This window comes from Pseudomonas sp. P7759 (genome assembly GCF_013386445.1).
GTDB classification, from domain to species: domain Bacteria; phylum Pseudomonadota; class Gammaproteobacteria; order Pseudomonadales; family Pseudomonadaceae; genus Aquipseudomonas; species Aquipseudomonas azotoformans_A.
Genome location: NZ_JACART010000018.1, coordinates 201 through 16,482 on the forward strand (window position 1 = coordinate 201; position 16,282 = coordinate 16,482).

The 16,282-nt window shown below is 59.6% G+C and carries 15 protein-coding genes; 7 read left to right on the top strand and 8 right to left on the bottom strand.

Going from position 1 to position 16,282, the window contains the following annotated elements; genetic code table 11:
• Nucleotides 1-76 precede the first annotated feature (76 nt).
• The 7 genes from HX823_RS16425 to HX823_RS16455 all read right to left on the bottom strand — a co-directional run bounded on the left by HX823_RS16425 (nt 77) and on the right by HX823_RS16455 (nt 7,548).
• Complete coding sequence (locus tag HX823_RS16425; RefSeq protein WP_038843829.1) at nt 77-1,138, bottom strand: microcin C ABC transporter permease YejB; 1,062 nt, start codon at nt 1,136-1,138, stop codon at nt 77-79.
• Entirely contained in the window at nt 1,138-2,997 is a 1,860-nt protein-coding gene (locus tag HX823_RS16430) for an extracellular solute-binding protein (protein ID WP_177075520.1), read from the bottom strand. Before HX823_RS16430 ends, HX823_RS16425 begins: the two co-directional genes overlap by 1 nt.
• 130 nt (nt 2,998-3,127) lie before the next feature.
• On the bottom strand, nt 3,128-3,409 hold the full coding sequence (locus HX823_RS16435; RefSeq protein WP_010210937.1) for a peptidylprolyl isomerase: 282 nt from the start codon (nt 3,407-3,409) through the stop codon (nt 3,128-3,130).
• Between the two features lie 88 nt (nt 3,410-3,497).
• Complete coding sequence (locus tag HX823_RS16440) at nt 3,498-4,346, bottom strand: response regulator transcription factor (protein ID WP_177075522.1); 849 nt, start codon at nt 4,344-4,346, stop codon at nt 3,498-3,500.
• A 65-nt stretch (nt 4,347-4,411) separates the two neighbouring features.
• Nucleotides 4,412-5,830 carry an aminotransferase gene (locus tag HX823_RS16445; protein WP_177075524.1) on the bottom strand — a complete coding sequence of 473 codons (1,419 nt, stop codon included), beginning with the start codon at nt 5,828-5,830 and terminating at the stop codon, nt 4,412-4,414.
• 25 nt (nt 5,831-5,855) lie between these two features.
• Nucleotides 5,856-6,956: a polyamine ABC transporter substrate-binding protein gene (locus HX823_RS16450; protein ID WP_177075526.1), complete on the bottom strand. Its 1,101-nt coding sequence runs from the start codon at nt 6,954-6,956 to the stop codon at nt 5,856-5,858.
• A gap of 97 nt (nt 6,957-7,053) precedes the next feature.
• A complete protein-coding gene (locus tag HX823_RS16455; protein WP_177075528.1) occupies nt 7,054-7,548 on the bottom strand; it encodes a DUF1543 domain-containing protein in 495 nt (164 codons plus the stop codon).
• A gap of 105 nt (nt 7,549-7,653) precedes the next feature.
• Between HX823_RS16455 and HX823_RS16460 the strand changes: the two genes are divergently transcribed.
• A complete protein-coding gene (locus HX823_RS16460; RefSeq protein ID WP_061448793.1) occupies nt 7,654-8,475 on the top strand; it encodes an aldo/keto reductase in 822 nt (273 codons plus the stop codon).
• A gap of 52 nt (nt 8,476-8,527) precedes the next feature.
• Here the strand turns inward: HX823_RS16460 and HX823_RS16465 are convergent, their stop codons facing one another.
• Nucleotides 8,528-9,043 carry an Hcp family type VI secretion system effector gene (locus tag HX823_RS16465; RefSeq protein ID WP_033902356.1) on the bottom strand — a complete coding sequence of 172 codons (516 nt, stop codon included), beginning with the start codon at nt 9,041-9,043 and terminating at the stop codon, nt 8,528-8,530.
• A gap of 480 nt (nt 9,044-9,523) precedes the next feature.
• Between HX823_RS16465 and tssA the strand changes: the two genes are divergently transcribed.
• From tssA to tssG, 6 genes are read left to right on the top strand one after another with little or no spacing between them, the layout of a single operon-like run.
• Nucleotides 9,524-11,074, top strand: coding sequence for a type VI secretion system protein TssA (gene tssA / locus HX823_RS16470; RefSeq protein WP_177075530.1), 1,551 nt, complete (start codon nt 9,524-9,526; stop codon nt 11,072-11,074).
• 32 nt (nt 11,075-11,106) lie between these two features.
• Nucleotides 11,107-11,604: a type VI secretion system contractile sheath small subunit gene (gene tssB / locus HX823_RS16475; protein ID WP_177075532.1), complete on the top strand. Its 498-nt coding sequence runs from the start codon at nt 11,107-11,109 to the stop codon at nt 11,602-11,604.
• 28 nt (nt 11,605-11,632) lie between these two features.
• Nucleotides 11,633-13,108 carry a type VI secretion system contractile sheath large subunit gene (tssC, locus tag HX823_RS16480; protein WP_177075534.1) on the top strand — a complete coding sequence of 492 codons (1,476 nt, stop codon included), beginning with the start codon at nt 11,633-11,635 and terminating at the stop codon, nt 13,106-13,108.
• A complete protein-coding gene (tssE, locus tag HX823_RS16485) occupies nt 13,105-13,524 on the top strand; it encodes a type VI secretion system baseplate subunit TssE (protein ID WP_218169839.1) in 420 nt (139 codons plus the stop codon). The genes tssC and tssE overlap by 4 nt, the downstream gene beginning before the upstream one ends.
• Complete coding sequence (gene tssF / locus HX823_RS16490) at nt 13,514-15,301, top strand: type VI secretion system baseplate subunit TssF (RefSeq protein ID WP_038843848.1); 1,788 nt, start codon at nt 13,514-13,516, stop codon at nt 15,299-15,301. Before tssE ends, tssF begins: the two co-directional genes overlap by 11 nt.
• Nucleotides 15,265-16,278, top strand: coding sequence for a type VI secretion system baseplate subunit TssG (gene tssG / locus HX823_RS16495; protein WP_177075536.1), 1,014 nt, complete (start codon nt 15,265-15,267; stop codon nt 16,276-16,278). The genes tssF and tssG overlap by 37 nt, the downstream gene beginning before the upstream one ends.
• Nucleotides 16,279-16,282: the final 4 nt, after the last annotated feature.

The window sequence follows — 16,282 nt, forward strand, 5'->3', positions numbered from 1 at the left end:
CACAGCGACCACCAGCCACGGCGGTTTTTCTTGAAGCGTTCGAAACGGCGGCGCGCCACGGGAGACAGGTTAAGCATCAGGCGTTCCTCGCGGCGAAGTCGATACGCGGGTCCACCAGGGTGTAGCAGAGGTCACCGATGAGTTTTATCAAGAGGCCGAACAACGTGAAGATAAACAATGAACCAAAGACCACCGGGTAATCGCGGGAGACGGCGGCTTCGTAGCTCATGCGGCCCAGGCCATCGAGGGAGAAGATCACCTCGATCAGCAGGGAACCGGCGAAGAACACGGCGATAAACGCCTGGGGAATCCCCGAGATCACCAGCAACATCGCGTTACGGAACACATGGCCGTACAACACGCGCCGTTCGCTCAGGCCCTTGGCACGGGCGGTCACCACATACTGGCGCGTGATTTCATTCAAGAACGAGTTCTTGGTGAGGATGGTCAGCGTGGCAAACCCACCGATGACCAGCGAGGTGACCGGCAATACGAGGTGCCAGAAATAGTCGGCAATCTTGCCCACGGTGCTGAGGTCTTCGAAGTTCTCCGACACCAGCCCGCGCACCGGGAACCAGTTCAGCGAGGTACCGCCGGCAAACACCACGATCAGGAACATCGCAAACAGGAACGCGGGCATCGCATAGCCGATGACAATCGCGGTACTGCTCCACACATCAAAACTGCTGCCATGGCGCACCGCCTTGCGAATCCCCAAGGGGATCGACACCAGGTAGGTGATGAGCGTGGCCCACAGGCCGAGGGAGATGGTCACCGGCATCTTTTCCAGGATCAGGTCAATCACCGTCTTGCCGCGAAAGAAGCTGTTACCAAAGTCCAGCTGCGCGTAGCTCTTGAGCATCAGCCACAGGCGTTCCGGTGCCGGCTTGTCGAAGCCGTATTGTTTTTCGATGTCCGCGATCAACTTCGGGTCCAGGCCACGGCTGGCGCGGGAGCCGCCGCTGATGCCTTCGCCGGAGGAACCACCGACGCTACCGCCGCCAATGCCTTGCAAGTGAGCAATGGCTTGCTCCACCGGGCCGCCGGGGGCCGCTTGTACGATCACGAAATTCACCAGCAGGATGATCACCAGCGTCGGGATGATCAGCAGCAGGCGCCGCACGATATAGGCAAACATCAGCGCGCACCTCCGCGTTTTTTCAACTCAGCGTTCATTTGTTCGTTGGTCAGGGGCGTGGGGCTGATTTCCCACCAGGTTTCCAGGGCTTCGTCGTTTTTCGCCTCGATGGCCGGGCGGCCGAAGCGGTTCCACCACGCGGCGGACGTGCCGGGCGGGTAGTAGTTGGGGATCCACAGGTAATTCCATTGCAGCACCCGGTCCAGCGCATGGGCGTAGGTGAGCATCTGCGCCTGGGTGTCGGCCTTGACCAGGCCCTTGATCAGGCTGTCGACGGCCGGGTCCTTGAGCACCATGTAGTTGTTGGCGCCGGGGTCGAACGCGGCGGCCGAGCCGAAGTAGTTGTACAGCTCCATGCCGGGCGAGGTGGTGACCGGAAAACCGGTGACGATCATGTCGTAGTCGCGTGCCATCACGCGATTCACATACTGGGAAGAGTCGATACGACGGATATTCAGGGTGATCCCAATCTGCGCCAGGTTGCGCTTGTACGGCAGCAACAGACGTTCCATGCCGCTTTGCGCATTAAGGAAAGTGAATTCCAGCGGTTCGCCCTCGGCATTCACCAGTTTGTCGCCGTCCGGTTTCCAGCCGGCTTCCTCCAGCAAGGCCAGGGCCTGCAATTGCTTGTCGCGGATCATGCCGCTGCCGTCGGTGACCGGCGCCTTGAACACCTGGGTGAACACTTCGTCCGGCACCTGGCCGCGCAAGGGTTCAAGAATCGCCAGTTCTTCTGGGGTCGGCGGCTGGCTGGCCGCCAGCGGGCTGTTGGAGAAGAAGCTCTGCTGGCGGATGTACATATTGCGCATCATCTGCCGGTTGGCCCATTCGAAGTCCCACAGCATCGCCAGGGCCTGGCGCACGCGGCGGTCCTTGAACATCGGTTTTTGCACATTGAACACATAACCCTGGGCCGGTTGCGGCATTTCCTTGGCCAAGTGCGCGCGTTGCAGGCGACCGTCATCCAGGGCCGGGCCGTTGTAGCCGATGGAGTAACCGGTGGCGGAAAACTCGCGGTTGAAATCGTAGGCACCGCCGCGCAATACCTGGCGGGCCACTTCGGTGTCGCCGAAGTACTCCAGGCTCAGGTGATCGAAGTTATACAGGCCACGGCTGACGGGCAGGTCCTTGCCCCACCAGCTCGGGTCGCGGGTAAAGGTGATGGTGCTGCCGGAGTCGACCTTGCTGACTTTATAGGGGCCGCTGCCGAGAGGCGCCTCATAGCCGCCGCCATTGGCGAAGTCGCGGGTCTTCCACCAGTGTTCCGGGAAGACCGGCAGGGTGGCGATGTCCAGGGGCAGGGTGCGGTTTTCATTGCTGGAGAAATCGAAGCGCACCTGGCGTTCGCCCTCGACTTCGACGTGCTTGACGTCGGCAAACAGCGTGCGAAAGCGCAGGCTGCCTTGGGTCATCAGCAGGTCGAAGCTGTAGCGCACATCTTCGGCGGTGATGGCTTTGCCGTCGGCAAAGCGAGCCTTGGGGTTGAGGAAAAAACGCAGCGACAGGCCGTCGTCGGCGCGCTCCATCTTTTCGGCCACCAGGCCGTAAACGGTGTAGGGCTCGTCCAGGGAACGCTGGGCCAGGGGCGCATACAGCCAGCCGTCGATCTGGGAAACACCGATGCCTTTGTCGATATAGGGCAACACGTGGTCAAAGCGCCCGATCTCGATGGCCGAGCGGCGCAGGCTGCCGCCCTTGGGGGCGTTCGGGTTGGCATAGTCAAAATGGGTAAAGCCGGCGGGGTACTTGGCCGGTTCGCCGTACACAGTCAGGTACGGTTGGGGCGCCGCGATCACGGCGGTGCTGGCCAGCAGCAGGGCCAGGGTCGAACTCAAAATGTAGGAAAAAGCCAATCGCATTGTCAGCCTTGAACGCCGTGTGAAGTAGAAAAGGGATTTGTACGCTAACGGCATCAGCGTCGCCAGTCATCACATGCACAACGGCCCACCAAAAGGCGGGCCGTTGTTTAAAGCATCAGCGCGGACTGGATCAGTCCTGGCGGCTGGTGACTTCCAGCAGGTGGTAGCCGAACTGGGTTTTCACAGGGCCTTGCACGGTGTTGACCGGGGCGCTGAAGACGACAGTGTCGAATTCCTTGACCATCTGGCCTGGACCGAACGAACCCAGGTTGCCGCCGTCGCGGCTGGACGGGCAGCTGGAGTTGGCTTTGGCGATCTCTGCGAAATCGGCGCCGCCTTCGATTTGGGCCTTGAGTTCGTTGCACTTGTCTTCAGTGGAAACGAGGATGTGACGGGCGGTGGCTTTGGCCATGGGAAGTAACTCCTTGAATGAAAAGGGTGAGCCTACCGGATTCAGGCGGTTATTTCCTGGCAAAGTTCCCACCGATTGCCTGAGTGGTTCAACTGCGGGCCATGGCGCCACTGCAGGTCAGCCATTCGATAAACAGCGCAAACAGCTCGGCCTGGGAATTGATCGCCAGCTTGGTGTACAGATTCTTACGATGCATGCGCACGGTTTCCGGCGAAATGCCTAGCACTTGCGCGGTGGATTTCACCGAATGCCCGCGCAGGATCAAGTGGGCGATCTCACGTTCACGAACGGTCAATACGCCGCTGCCAAATTCCATGAACGCGGCTTCAATCTGCTGATGGGCCTGGGTCTGGGTGAAGGCGTCGTCGCTGATCACTTTGGTCAGGCCACCGCTCGTGCCGAAACGGCGCAGTAATTCGCGGACCATGGCTTGGGTGGCTTTCTGCAGCGCCAGTTGTGGCCCAGTGAATTGCCCGGCGCTCAAGCCTTGGAACATGCACAGAGAAATCTTGCTCTGGGGACACAGGTCGACAATGTAGTAGCTCTCCTGGGCGCCGCCGCTGCGCAGGTAATAGGTCTTGTAGTACTCGCTGTTGAAAAAGTCGTCCGGGGCAATCTCGGCCAAGTGGTAGAAACCTTCGGCCAGGCCCTTGTCCACTGCCAGGCAGAAGGGATCGAGCAAGTAGCCACGGGAAAAGTAGCGGTGGATGATCTCGTCCTGGTAGGTGCGGGGAATGCCTTGCTGATACAGCAAGTGCGGCGGCAGGCCCTGGCGTTCCAGGCTGATCATCATCGATTCGATGGGCGTGAGCGTGCAGAGCGCGCTGGCCAGGTGTCCGAGGAACGAGGCCTCGTCCACATGAATAAGCGCCTGGCCCAGGGCGTGGTGCCAGGCTTCCAGTTGCTGCAGGGAGGGGGCAGGGCTGGTGGTTGTCATGACGGCCAGTCTACCCGGCCGTCGATGCCCAGGCCACAACGCCGAGACGGGCTCGGCGCTATAGGTCATCGGCCCAGGTACTCGCCGCTGGCGCGCAGTTCGGCTGCCGTGTCGAGGATGCACTGGCGCAGGGTCTCCACCACCTCATCGACCTGGGCGTGGGTGATGATCAGTGGCGGTGACATCACGTTCAGATGGCCGATGGGGCGCACCAGCAAGCCCTTGGCCTGGGCGCGCAGGTGGATTTTCTCACCAATGTTGACCGCGTCCGGCAACAGCGCCTTGGTGCGTTTATCCGCCACGAACTCAATGCAGGCCATCAGGCGCTGGCAGCGGATGTCGCCTACCAGGGGCAAGTCGGCCAGGGTCTTCAGGCGTTGTTCCAGATACACGCCGACCTCTTCGACATGGGCCAGCAGGTTTTCCCGCTCGATGATTTCGATATTTTTCAGTGCGGCGACGCAACTCACCGGATGCCCGCTGTAGGTGAAACCGTGAGTGAAGCAGCGGCCCTTGCCCGGCTCACCGATCACTTGCCAGATACGCTGCGAGAAAATGCACGCGCCCAGCGGCAGGTAGCCGGAAGTCAGGCCCTTGGCGGTGGTGATGATGTCGGGCTGCATGCCGAACACCTCTTCGGAGGCGAAAAACGCACCGAGGCGCCCGAATGAAGTCACCACTTCATCGGCGACGTACAGCAGGTCATGACGCTGGCAGATTTCCCACATGCGCCGATGGTAGCCCTGGGGCGGAATGATCACGCCGCCGGAACCCATGATCGGCTCAGCGAAGAACGCCGCCACATTGTCCGCACCGAGGGTGAGGATCTTGTCTTCGAACTCGTTCACCAGGAAGTCGAGAAAGTCTGCTTCGCTCATCCCCTCCGGCGCACGATAGTAGTTGGGGCAAGAGATGTGGTGGAACAGGTCGCTCATGAAGTCGAATTCCGGCGCGCGGTCAGCGGCCTTGTTACCAATCGACATCGTCAGGAACGTACTGCCGTGGTAGGCGCTGAAGCGCGAGATAATGTGCTTCTTGGTCGGTTTGCCGCGACTGTTCTGATAGAACTGCACCAGTCGGTAGGCCGTGTCCACCGCCGTGGAGCCGCCAGTGGTGAGGAACACATGATCAAGGTCGCCGGGCGCCAGGCTCGCGAGCTTGGCGCAGAGTTCAATGGCGGTGACGTTGGCCATGTCACAGAACGGGTTGGAGTACGCCAGTTGGCGCACCTGGTTGGCGATGGCGTCGGCCATTTCCTCGCGACCCAGGCCGATATTCGTACACCACATGCCACCGACCGCATCCAGGTAACGGTTGCCGTGAGTGTCATAGATGTAGGCGCCGTCGCCCATCGCGATGTTCAACGAGCCTTGTTCACGGTGTTCGTCGAACATATGGAAACCGTGCATGTAGTGGGCTTTGTCGGCGGCGTCCAGTTTGTCGTGGTCGAACTGGGCGAAGAAAGCGGGATTTGGCAGAGTCATGGCATTTACCTTCAATGGCTGGGGGTCACTTGCCGGTCTTCACGGCGTTCCAGGTGCGCGTGATCAGGCGTACAGCGGCCGGCGGCTGGCTTTTCTGGGTGAACAGGCGCTGCATCGTTGTCGGGTCGGGGTAGATGGCCGGGTTGTCGCGGATATCGGCATTCACCAAGGGCTTGGCGGCCAGGTTGCTATTGGCGTAGTGGATGGTGTTGCTGACGCCGGCCATGGTGCTGGGTTGCAGGAGGAATTCGATGAACCGGTGGGCGTTGGCCACATGGGGCGCATCGGCGGGGATGTAGAAGTTATCGAACCAGATCAGCGAGCCTTCCTTGGGAATGAAATAGTCCAGCGTGATCTTGGCCCCGGCCTCCGTTGCCCGTGCCTGGGACGTGGCGTAGTCGCCGGACCAGGTGGTGGCAAGACACAGATCACCGTTGGCCAAACCGTTGATGAAACCGCTGGAGTCGAATTTGCGGATGTACGGGCGCACCGCCATCAACACGTCCTGGGCGGCCTTGAGGTCTTTTGGGGCGACGCTGTTAGGGTCCAGGCCGAGGTAGGTCAAGGCCAGGGGAATCATGTCGGTGGGGGAATCCATGAACGTGATGCCGCAATCGGCGAAGCGCGACACCACCTTCGGGTCGAAAATCATCGCCAGGGAACCGATAGGCGCGTCCGGCATGCGCGCCTTGATCAGGTCGACGTTGTAGGTCACGCCATTGCTGCCCCAGGTGTAGGGCGCGGAATAGGTGACGCCAGGGTCGTGGGCTTCCAGGCTTTTCAGCACCAATGGATCAAGGTTCTTCCAGTCGGGTAACTGGGACTTGTCCAGCGACTGGAACACGCCGCCCTTGATCAGCAGCGGCACCAGGGAGGCGTTGAGCAGGGCCAAGTCATACCCGGAGCGTCCGGAAAGCAGCTTGCCCTGCACGGTTTCGTAGGAGTCGTAGGTGTCGTAGACCACCTTGATCCCCGTGGCTTTCTCGAAATCGGCCAGGGTGGTGTCGCCGATGTAGTCCGCCCAGTTGTAGATGCGCAAGGTATTGCCTGGGTCGTCGGCGGCCTGGCTCAAGGTGGCGGAGGCAAGCAATGCGGCGCTGAACAGGGCGATAAAGGCTTTACGCATGGGGACCCACCTTAAGTTGTGCGTGTTATCAGGCTGAGGGACTGATTGCACTGTCAGGCAGGTGGCCGGTGGGCGCCATACCCCGTTCGGGTAGGGTTCAGCTCAGGACGATGTAGTCGTTCTGCTGGATGATTGGCCGGTGCGGGCCCTGCACCAGATGAATATAGCGACCGTCTACCAGGTCGATGGGCAGGCAGTCGTCGATGTCCAGCACCCCATCGGTGTGGGCTTGGGACCAGTGGCGCAGCATCTGTTGCTTGCCTTTGCGCGTGGCCTCCTGTTTGTTGCGGGCCACCACCAGCAGGTAGTGGTGGGCTTCGCCAAAGCTGTTGGCTTCGTAACCGCCAAGGTTGATGAAGTACAGGTGATGTGCACCAGCCGCCGGGGCCAGATGGCTCAGTTCGACTGTCCAACCGTCCACGCCCTCCACGGCCATCCAGGCATCGATGTGCACACCCTTGGGGCTGCCGAACCAACCGGCGCGTAGTTGCGGGTAGGTCGCTTCCAGCGTGTCCGCGACCGCGAACACCACATCGTGCACTTCAATCTTTGCCCGTGGGTGCTTGCCCCCGAGCATGACGACAAACAGCATTACAGGTTCTTCCTGTGACTTGGCAGAGGCTAACCTTACTTCGATTGAACCCTTTTGTCCGGTCAATGCCACACTGTTAATCCGCGAACTCATCAGGAGGTTGTCATGCGTACCATTGATCTGGCGGGCGTTCCCGTCCCTGTCATCGGCCAGGGAACCTGGCGCATGGGCGAAAATCCCGACCAGCACCGCGCCGAAGTCGCGGCCTTGCAACTGGGCATCGACGAGGGCATGACCCTGATCGATACCGCCGAAATGTACGGTGAGGGCGGCGCCGAAACGGTCGTCGGCGAAGCCATTCGCGGCAGGCGCGACCAGGTGTTCCTGGTGAGCAAGGTCTACCCGCACAACGCGAGCCACAAGGGCGTGCCCCGTGCCTGTGAAGCCAGCCTCCAGCGCCTGGGCACGGACTACATTGATCTCTACCTGTTGCACTGGCGCGGCCAACACCCCCTTGAGGAAACCGTCGAAGCCTTCGAGCGCCTGCGTGAAGCCGGCAAGATCGGCCGCTGGGGCGTCTCCAATTTCGATGTGGCCGACCTGCAGGAACTCGCATCCCCGGCGTGCGCCACCAATCAGGTGCTCTACAACATCGAAGAGCGGGGTATCGAATTCGACCTGCTGCCGTGGTGGCAACAGCATCACTTGCCCTTGATGGCGTACTGTCCGATTGCCCAGGGTGGCGAGTTGTTGTCCAGCCCGACCCTCAAGCAGATCGCCCGTCGCCATGAGGTGACACCTGCCCAGGTCTCCCTGGCCTGGGTGTTGCGCCAGGACGGTGTGATCGCGATCCCCAAGGCGGTCACCCCGGAGCACGTGCGGCTCAACGCAGCCGCCGCCAAGCTGGTGCTGGATGAGCACGACCTCGACGCGATTGACCGCGTGTTTGGCGCACCCAAGCGCAAGCACCCTCTGGCGATGGTGTAGCCCACTGTCAGGAACGGCGCCTTCCTTGGCACCGTTCCCTGGTTAATCCGGTTTAACCCGTAACCGGGCTGCGCCAGTCATCGGACCCGGAAGTGCCGGACACTTCGTGGGTCCACACGATCTTGCGGTAGGTGAAATACACATCCTCCAGGTGGGTGAAGTGGGCGTTGTCCGGGTCCTGGCAGTTGGGCATGCGTGACTGGATGTCCACGATGGTCGCGCCCTCCAGTTCGATGGTGAAGTAGTGCTCCTGGGTGCCGGCGGACGAGGTGCGCAGCCATTCCAGCCGGCACTTGACCTCCTCGCCGCTGGTCAGTGCGCTGAACAGCAACGGGGAGGATTTATCGAAGACTTTGCTGATCATCATGGGTTTGTGGACCCGCTGGCCGGTGGGCTGGCCGGATTGAGGATCGCGGGGAATGATCACCTGATGAGCAAACGCCTGGACCAGGATCTGGTCCTCATGGCCTTCCTGGTAAATATTACCTACCGAGTCCTGGGTGAACGTGCCTGCCGTGATCAAACCTTGTTTGACGCCGGTGATGGAAAGATAGGCGGGTGTTGGCATGACGGGTTTCCTTGTCTGATTGAAGAGGTAGTCCCAACCGATAATGACACCGGCTGGCAAGTCACCGTTACTACAAGAACCGTGCCTGAAAGTGAGCGGGTTAATAAATACAGGGGCTTGGCGTTAAATAAGGCTGGAGTGATAATCAGGCGAGATGATTTTGGTGGTTATATGGCGTATTTAGTTGCGCAGAGCTGCGCATTTAATTGCTCAGTGCGCACGCGGGTTAAATAGGGAAGTTGTAAATAGAGTCTAAATCGCACTTGTGGCTCAGTGCGCAAAATGCTGCGCAGTGGCTTTGTTTGCGCGTTTGTAGGAAAAGGATTAAGTATTTCTCTGTCGCTTGCTGAATGCTTTTGGTGTGGCTAAGGTTTGGGAGCTTTGCAGAAGTTACAGCAAGGTTAAGATGGCCTTTGGGCGTGCGATTTAAGTTTCGCCAGTTGGCTTTTTCCTGTCTTGGTTAGTTGCATCAGGTGTTGAATGTCGTATTCGGGCAAACTGTGTGATTACTATCTAGAAGTTGCGAGGCTGCCTTGTACGCAAACAAGTTTTGCGGGCAGCGATATGCGCTTTTCGAGTGAGTATGAAACCTTGGAGTCCGAGCTGGCAAAGGCGCAATCGATCCATGGCAGCAGTCAGCCGGACTGGCACAAGGTTTTGGAAACCAGCGAAGGCCTGTTACGGCAACAATCCAAGGATCTACGCGTGGCGGTCTGGTTGACCTGGGCCTTGCACCAGCGCGAATCCTATCCGGGGCTGCTGGCGGGGCTCGGGATGTTGCGCTATCTCTGCGAGCATCATTGGTCGGTGGCCTACCCCGAAAAGCTGCGTACCCGTGGCGCAGCATTCGCTTGGTTGGTGTTGCGCCTCGAGCCTTTGTTCGCGCAAGGCTTGCCGTTGCAGAACCAGCAGGCCTTGTTTCGCGCTGTGCTTGAGCAACTGATAAGTCTCGATGAGCTATGGGCCAAGCACTTCGCGGATGACGCGCCGTTGCTGCTGCCGATTCGCAGGCAATTGGCTCAACGACTGGAGCGTGCGGCTCAGGACGATACCCCGGCGGCGGGGTTAAGCGGTGTCATTGCGCAGGTCCAGCAAGCGGCCAGCCAATTGCTCAAACCCGAAGCCGTTGTGAACAACGAAAAAGACGCCAGCAAGTTACTACGTACGTTGCAGGAGCAGGCCCGCCCGTTGTGTACCTGGTGGTTGCGCCAGAACGCTACCGACCTGCGCGCCTTGCGCCTCAACCGAACATTGAATTGGTTGGTACTGGCCAGCTACCCGGATGCCGACAACGAACGGGTGACCGCGTTGCGCGGTCCTGCCCCTGACAAGCTCAAGCGTTATCAGGAGCGTTTTGCCCAAGGGCATTACGCCGACCTGGTACTTGAACTCGAGGCCAGTCTGGCCGGTGCCATGTTCTGGTTCGATGGGTTGCGCATGCTCTGGCAATGCCTGGACGCCTTGCAGGCCGAACAGGCCATGCTCGAGCTGGAAGTTGCCTTCGCCTTGCTGTTGCAACGCTTGCCGGACCTGCCGTCGTTCTGCTTTCACGACCGCGTTCCTTTTGCCGACGCCGCCAGCCGTGACTGGATCACGCTGCAGGTCAGCCGGCATTTGCAAGTACCCGAATCAGCCGCCGTGGTGGATTCCGAAGCCGAGCCCTGGGAGCTCGCCTTGCAGGCGGTAGCGCCCAGGTTGCGCAAGGATGGGCTCAAGGCCGCGATCCATGAACTCAAGCAAGGCAGCCTCGCCGCTCGCAGTGATCGCGCGCGTTTTCACTGGCGGCTGGCACAGGCGCGCCTGTGTGTGCAGGCGGGCAAGCATGAGCTGGCGAAGATCCAGCTCGAACACCTGGACCACGAACTGCAACGCACAGGCCTTGAGCGCTGGGAACCGGAGTTGGCACTTCAAGTTGCCCAGCTTCTGTATCGCTGCTGCGACCTGCTGCCACAAAACCACGCCGTGCGCGAGCGCAAGGAAGACACCCATCGCAGGCTGTGCCTCTTCGATCTGGAAGCGGTACTTGAATAGGCTTTCGAGCCACTTGAAAAAGGAGAGACACCATGGCCAAAGAAGCTTCGGTCGCCCCCAAGGAACGCATCAATATCACGTTCAAACCCGCTATCGGCGGAGCGCAGGAAGAAGTCGAACTGCCGCTGAAACTGTTGGTGCTGGGCGATTTCATCCAACGTGAGGACGTGCGCAAGCTCGAAGATCGCAAGCCCATCGCGATCGACAAGAACACCCTTGATGACGTGCTGGCCAAGCAGGCGTTGAGCCTGACGCTGAGCGTGCCCAACCGCCTGCAGGAGGATGCAGGTGCTGAGGAGTTGGCCATTGAGGTGCGTATCAATGCAATGAAGGACTTCAATCCCGCGAACCTGGTTGAGCAGGTGCCCGAGTTGCACAAACTGATGGCGTTGCGCGAGGCACTGATGGCGCTCAAAGGACCCCTGGGTAACACCCCGAGCTTTCGCAAGGCTATTGAGCAGGCCCTGGCCGATGACGAGTCCCGCGCTCGGGTATTGGCTGAACTGGGGCTGGACACGCCTGACGCCTGACATTTTTCAGTAAAAGGACACTGACCGCATGACGACACAACAACAGACACTGCCAGCACCCACCGATGATCAATTCAGCATTCTCGACAACATCGTTGCCCAGACTCTGCTGAGTGCAGACGACGAGGCGTATGGCATTGCCAAGCGGGGCGTCTCGGCGTTCATCGAAGAGCTGATCAAGCCGCAGAATCGTGGTGAGCCCGTCAAGAAACGCTTGGTCGACCGGATGATTGCCGAGATCGACACGAAGCTCAGCCTGCAGATGGATGAGATTTTGCACCACCCGCAATTCCAGGCCCTGGAGGCCTCCTGGAAGGGATTGCAGTTGTTGGTTGACCGGACCAACTTCCGCGAGAACATCAAGATCGAACTGCTGAACGTCTCCCGGCAAGACCTGTTGGAAGATTTCGAGGATTCACCGGAAGTGACCCAGTCCGGGTTGTACAAACATATCTACAGTGCTGAGTATGGTCAGTTTGGTGGTCAGCCTGTGGGCGCGATTATCGCCAACTACTTTCTGTCTCCCAGTGCACCCGACGTGAAACTGATGCAGTACGCATCCAGCGTGGCCTGCATGGCCCACGCGCCTTTTATCGCCGCCGCCGGGCCGGCGTTCTTCGGGTTGGAGAGTTTTACCGGCCTGCCGGACCTGAAAGACCTGAAGGACCACTTCGAAGGTCCTCAATTTGCCAAATGGCAAAGTTTTCGCCAAAGCGAAGACGCACGCTATATCGGCTTGACCGTGCCGCGCTTCCTGCTCCGTACGCCCTACGATCCAGTTGAGTGTCCGGTCAAGACCTTCGCTTATCAGGAAAACGTGGTCAACAGCCATGAACATTACCTGTGGGGCAACACGGCATACGCCTTTGCCACGCGCCTGACTGACAGCTTCGCGCGCTTTCGCTGGTGCCCGAATATCATCGGCCCGCAAAGCGGTGGTGCGGTGGAAGACTTGCCGTTGCATCACTTCCAGAGCATGGGTGAGATCGAAACCAAAATCCCGACGGAAGTGCTGGTTTCCGACCGCCGTGAGTACGAGCTGGCGCAAGAGGGCTTCATTGCCTTGACGATGCGCAAGGGCAGCGATAATGCCGCGTTTTTCTCCGCCAGTTCGGTGCAGAAGCCGAAACACTTTGGCCTCAGTCCCGAGGGCAGGGAAGCCGAGCTGAATTACCGCTTGGGTACCCAACTGCCCTACATGATGGTGGTCAATCGCCTGGCCCACTACCTCAAGGTTCTTCAGCGCGAGCAATTGGGTTCGTGGAAGGAGCGCACAGACCTGGAGCTGGAACTCAATAAATGGATTCGCCAGTACGTCGCCGATCAGGAAAACCCCAGTGCCGAAGTGCGTGGACGACGGCCATTGCGCGCGGCGCGCATCGTTGTCAGTGATGTCGACGGTGAGCCCGGCTGGTACCGCGTCAACCTGAGTGTACGGCCGCACTTCAAGTACATGGGGGCCGACTTCACGCTGTCCCTGGTCGGCAAGCTCGATAAAGAATGAGCAGCGGCCAGGGAGTGTCCCACCACCAACGCCTTTTCGAGCGTCTTGAACGTCCGGCGGCTACTCCCGCGTGTGGCGTGACATCTGTCGCGATGCATCTGGGAAAAATGCTCAGTATCCGTGCCGGCAGCGTGCAGACACTGCCGGATTACGGGTTGCCCGACCTCAACGACATGAACCAGAGCTTGCATGAGTCATTGACTCAATCGCGTTTGTTGATCGAGCGATTTATCCGGGCGTACGAGCCACGCTTGAAGCATGTGCGGGTCAGGACGTTGCCGCGGGACCAGGATCCATTGGCGCTGGCGTTCGCTATCGAAGCCACACTGACGGTCAAGGGTGTCAAGCAACCGGTGGTGTTTACCGCGCGACTCTGTGACGCCGGTCGGGTAGAGGTTTTGCCGGATGTCTTTTAACCGTTACTACCAAAGTGAGCTCAGTGCGTTGCGACTGCTCGGACGGCAGTTCTCCGAGCGCAATCCTGCGCTGGCCCCTTTCCTCGCAGAGTCTGGCCAGGATCCCGATGTCGAGCGGCTGCTGGAGGGGTTTGCATTTCTCACGGGGCGCTTGCGGCAAAAACTCGACGACGAACTTCCAGAACTCACACACTCGCTGATGCATTTGCTGTGGCCCAACTACATGCGCCCAATGCCAGCGTTCAGCATGCTGCAATTTGACCCGTTGAAGCACTCAGGTCCCGGTGTGTGGGTGGCGCGTGATACGTCGGTGGAAAGCGCCGCAGTCAACGGTGAGCGATGCCGTTTTCGTACCTGCTACGCCACACAGGTTCTACCGCTGCAACTGAGCGCCCTGGAGTACAGCACACAGGCAGGGCAGGGCGTGTTGAGCCTGCGCCTGCACATGAGCGCCGCCGGTAATTTCAGTGACTGGGCCTTTGACCAGTTGCGCCTGCATCTGGCCGGGGATAGCTACATCAGCCAGGCGTTATACCTGAGCCTGCTGCGCCACCTCGAAGGTATCGAGCTGTTGCCTTTGGGCCAAGATGGACTGCCCGTCAGCGGGCCCGACGGTGAGGCAATATCACTGCGACTGGGTGCCGAACAGGTACAGCCGGTGGGTTTCAGTGAGGAACAGGCGTTGATCCCCTATCCGCAGAATACCTTCCCGGGGTATCGCCATCTGCAGGAGTATTTTGCCTTTCCTGACAAGTTCCTGTTTGTCGATGTGGGGGGCATGGACGTGCTGCACAGATTGCCCGGTGAGCAGCTCAAGCAGGTACGTGGCCTGATAATGCGCTTTGAGTTACGCACGCCATGGCGTGAGTCCCAACAGCCCACCCTGGATAACGTAAAGCTTTACTGCACACCCATCGTGAATCTGTTCAAGCATGACGCGGTGCCCATTCGCCTGGACGGGAAGCAAGATGAGTACCTGCTCATTCCCGGCGAGTATTCGCGGGAGAACGCAAGTGTATTTTCCGTAGACCGTGTAACGGGTTGGCAGCCAGGTGGGCGTGGATATGAGGCCTACGTGCCGTTCGAATCCTTTGAACATGATGGCGATACCGACCTACCGGAAAACCCGCCCAGCTACAGCATTCGCCAACGGCCATCGTCACAGCATGCCGGGCTGGACACCTGGCTTGGGATTGGCAGCGGCCCCGAGTTGGACCAGCAAACACTGTCGATCGAGTTGACGTGCACCAATCACAACCTACCCCGACTGTTGCAGTTAGGCGACATCAACCGGCCGTGCGAGCAGACACCGGAGGGGGTGTCGTTTCGCAATATCTGCGCGCCGACAGCCAGTCTGTCTCCGCCTCTGGACCAGGATTTTCTCTGGCGGCTTATCAGCAACATGTCGCTCAACTACCTGTCATTGAGCGATATCGACGCCTTGAAGGTGATTCTCAAAACCTATGACTTGCCGCGCTATCACGACCGGCTGGCGCAGAAGGTCAGTGAGCGGAAGTTGGGTGCAATGCGATCCGTCAGTCATTCATCGGTTGACCGCTTGCACCGCGGCTTGCCGTGTCGCGGAGTACGCATTGATCTGAAGATTGATCCCCAGGGTTTCTTGGGGGCGGGCGAAGTGTTCATTTTTGCGTCAGTGCTCAACGAGTTCTTTGCGCTCTACGCCAGCCTCAATGCTTATCACGAACTAAGAGTCATCAGCACACAAGGAGACGTGTATCTATGGCCACCACGGATGGGGCAGCAGCCCCTGCTTTGACGCGACTGTCGCGGATCATCCGCGAATATTCGCTATTCCAGGCGGTTTTGCAGGTGATCAAGCGTCTGCGCGATGCCCATCCTCTGTTGGATGACGACGCGCTGTATGACTTGCTGGAGTTTCAAGCCAACCCTGGCCTCGGTTTTCCCGGGCACGATATTGATCGCGTGGAATTTTTTGTCGAGCACGAACAGCTGCGCGCACGCCTTCGCCTCAACGTCTTGGGCTTGTGTGGCGCGGGGTCGCCGTTACCTGCGTTTTATGGCGAGCAGGCCTATGGCGACGGGGTGGGCGGCAACGCTACGCGAGATTTCCTGGACGTGTTTCATCACCGCCTGCAACGACTGATGCTGCCAATCTGGCGCAAATATCGTTATCGGGCGTGTTTCCAGGCGGGTGCGCGTGACGCCTTTTCCGAGCAGATGTTTGCGTTGATCGGGTTGAGGGGGCGGCAGATTCGCAGTGTCGCGCAATTGAACTGCAAACGGCTGTTGCCCTACTTGGGGCTGCTAGGCCTGCGGGCACATTCGGCGGCCTTGATCGAGACGGTGCTGCGCTACTACTTCAAGCACAACCGGCTGTTCATCGAGCAATGGGTACTGCGCACGGTTGTCATCGCCGACTCACAGCGAAACCGGCTCGGCGTCGCGAACAGCGTGCTGGGTCATGACCAGGTATTGGGCAGCCAGGTGGCCGACCGCAGTGGCAAGTTCAGGGTGCATCTGCAGGGCCTGCGGTGGCAGCAACTCCATGGGTTTCTGCCCACGGGTGCGGACTACCCGCTGCTGTGCTCATTGGTGCGGCTGACGGCGCGGGACCCATTGGAATATGACCTGCGCCTGGTGCTTGCCAAAGAAGAGATCCGACCGTTGCACATTGGCGAACACAACGTCTGTCGCCTCGGCTGGACCAGCTGGCTGGCACATGAGTACGCCGATGGTGTGGTCATGGTGCCGAGCAACGCTCATGAGGGATGAATCA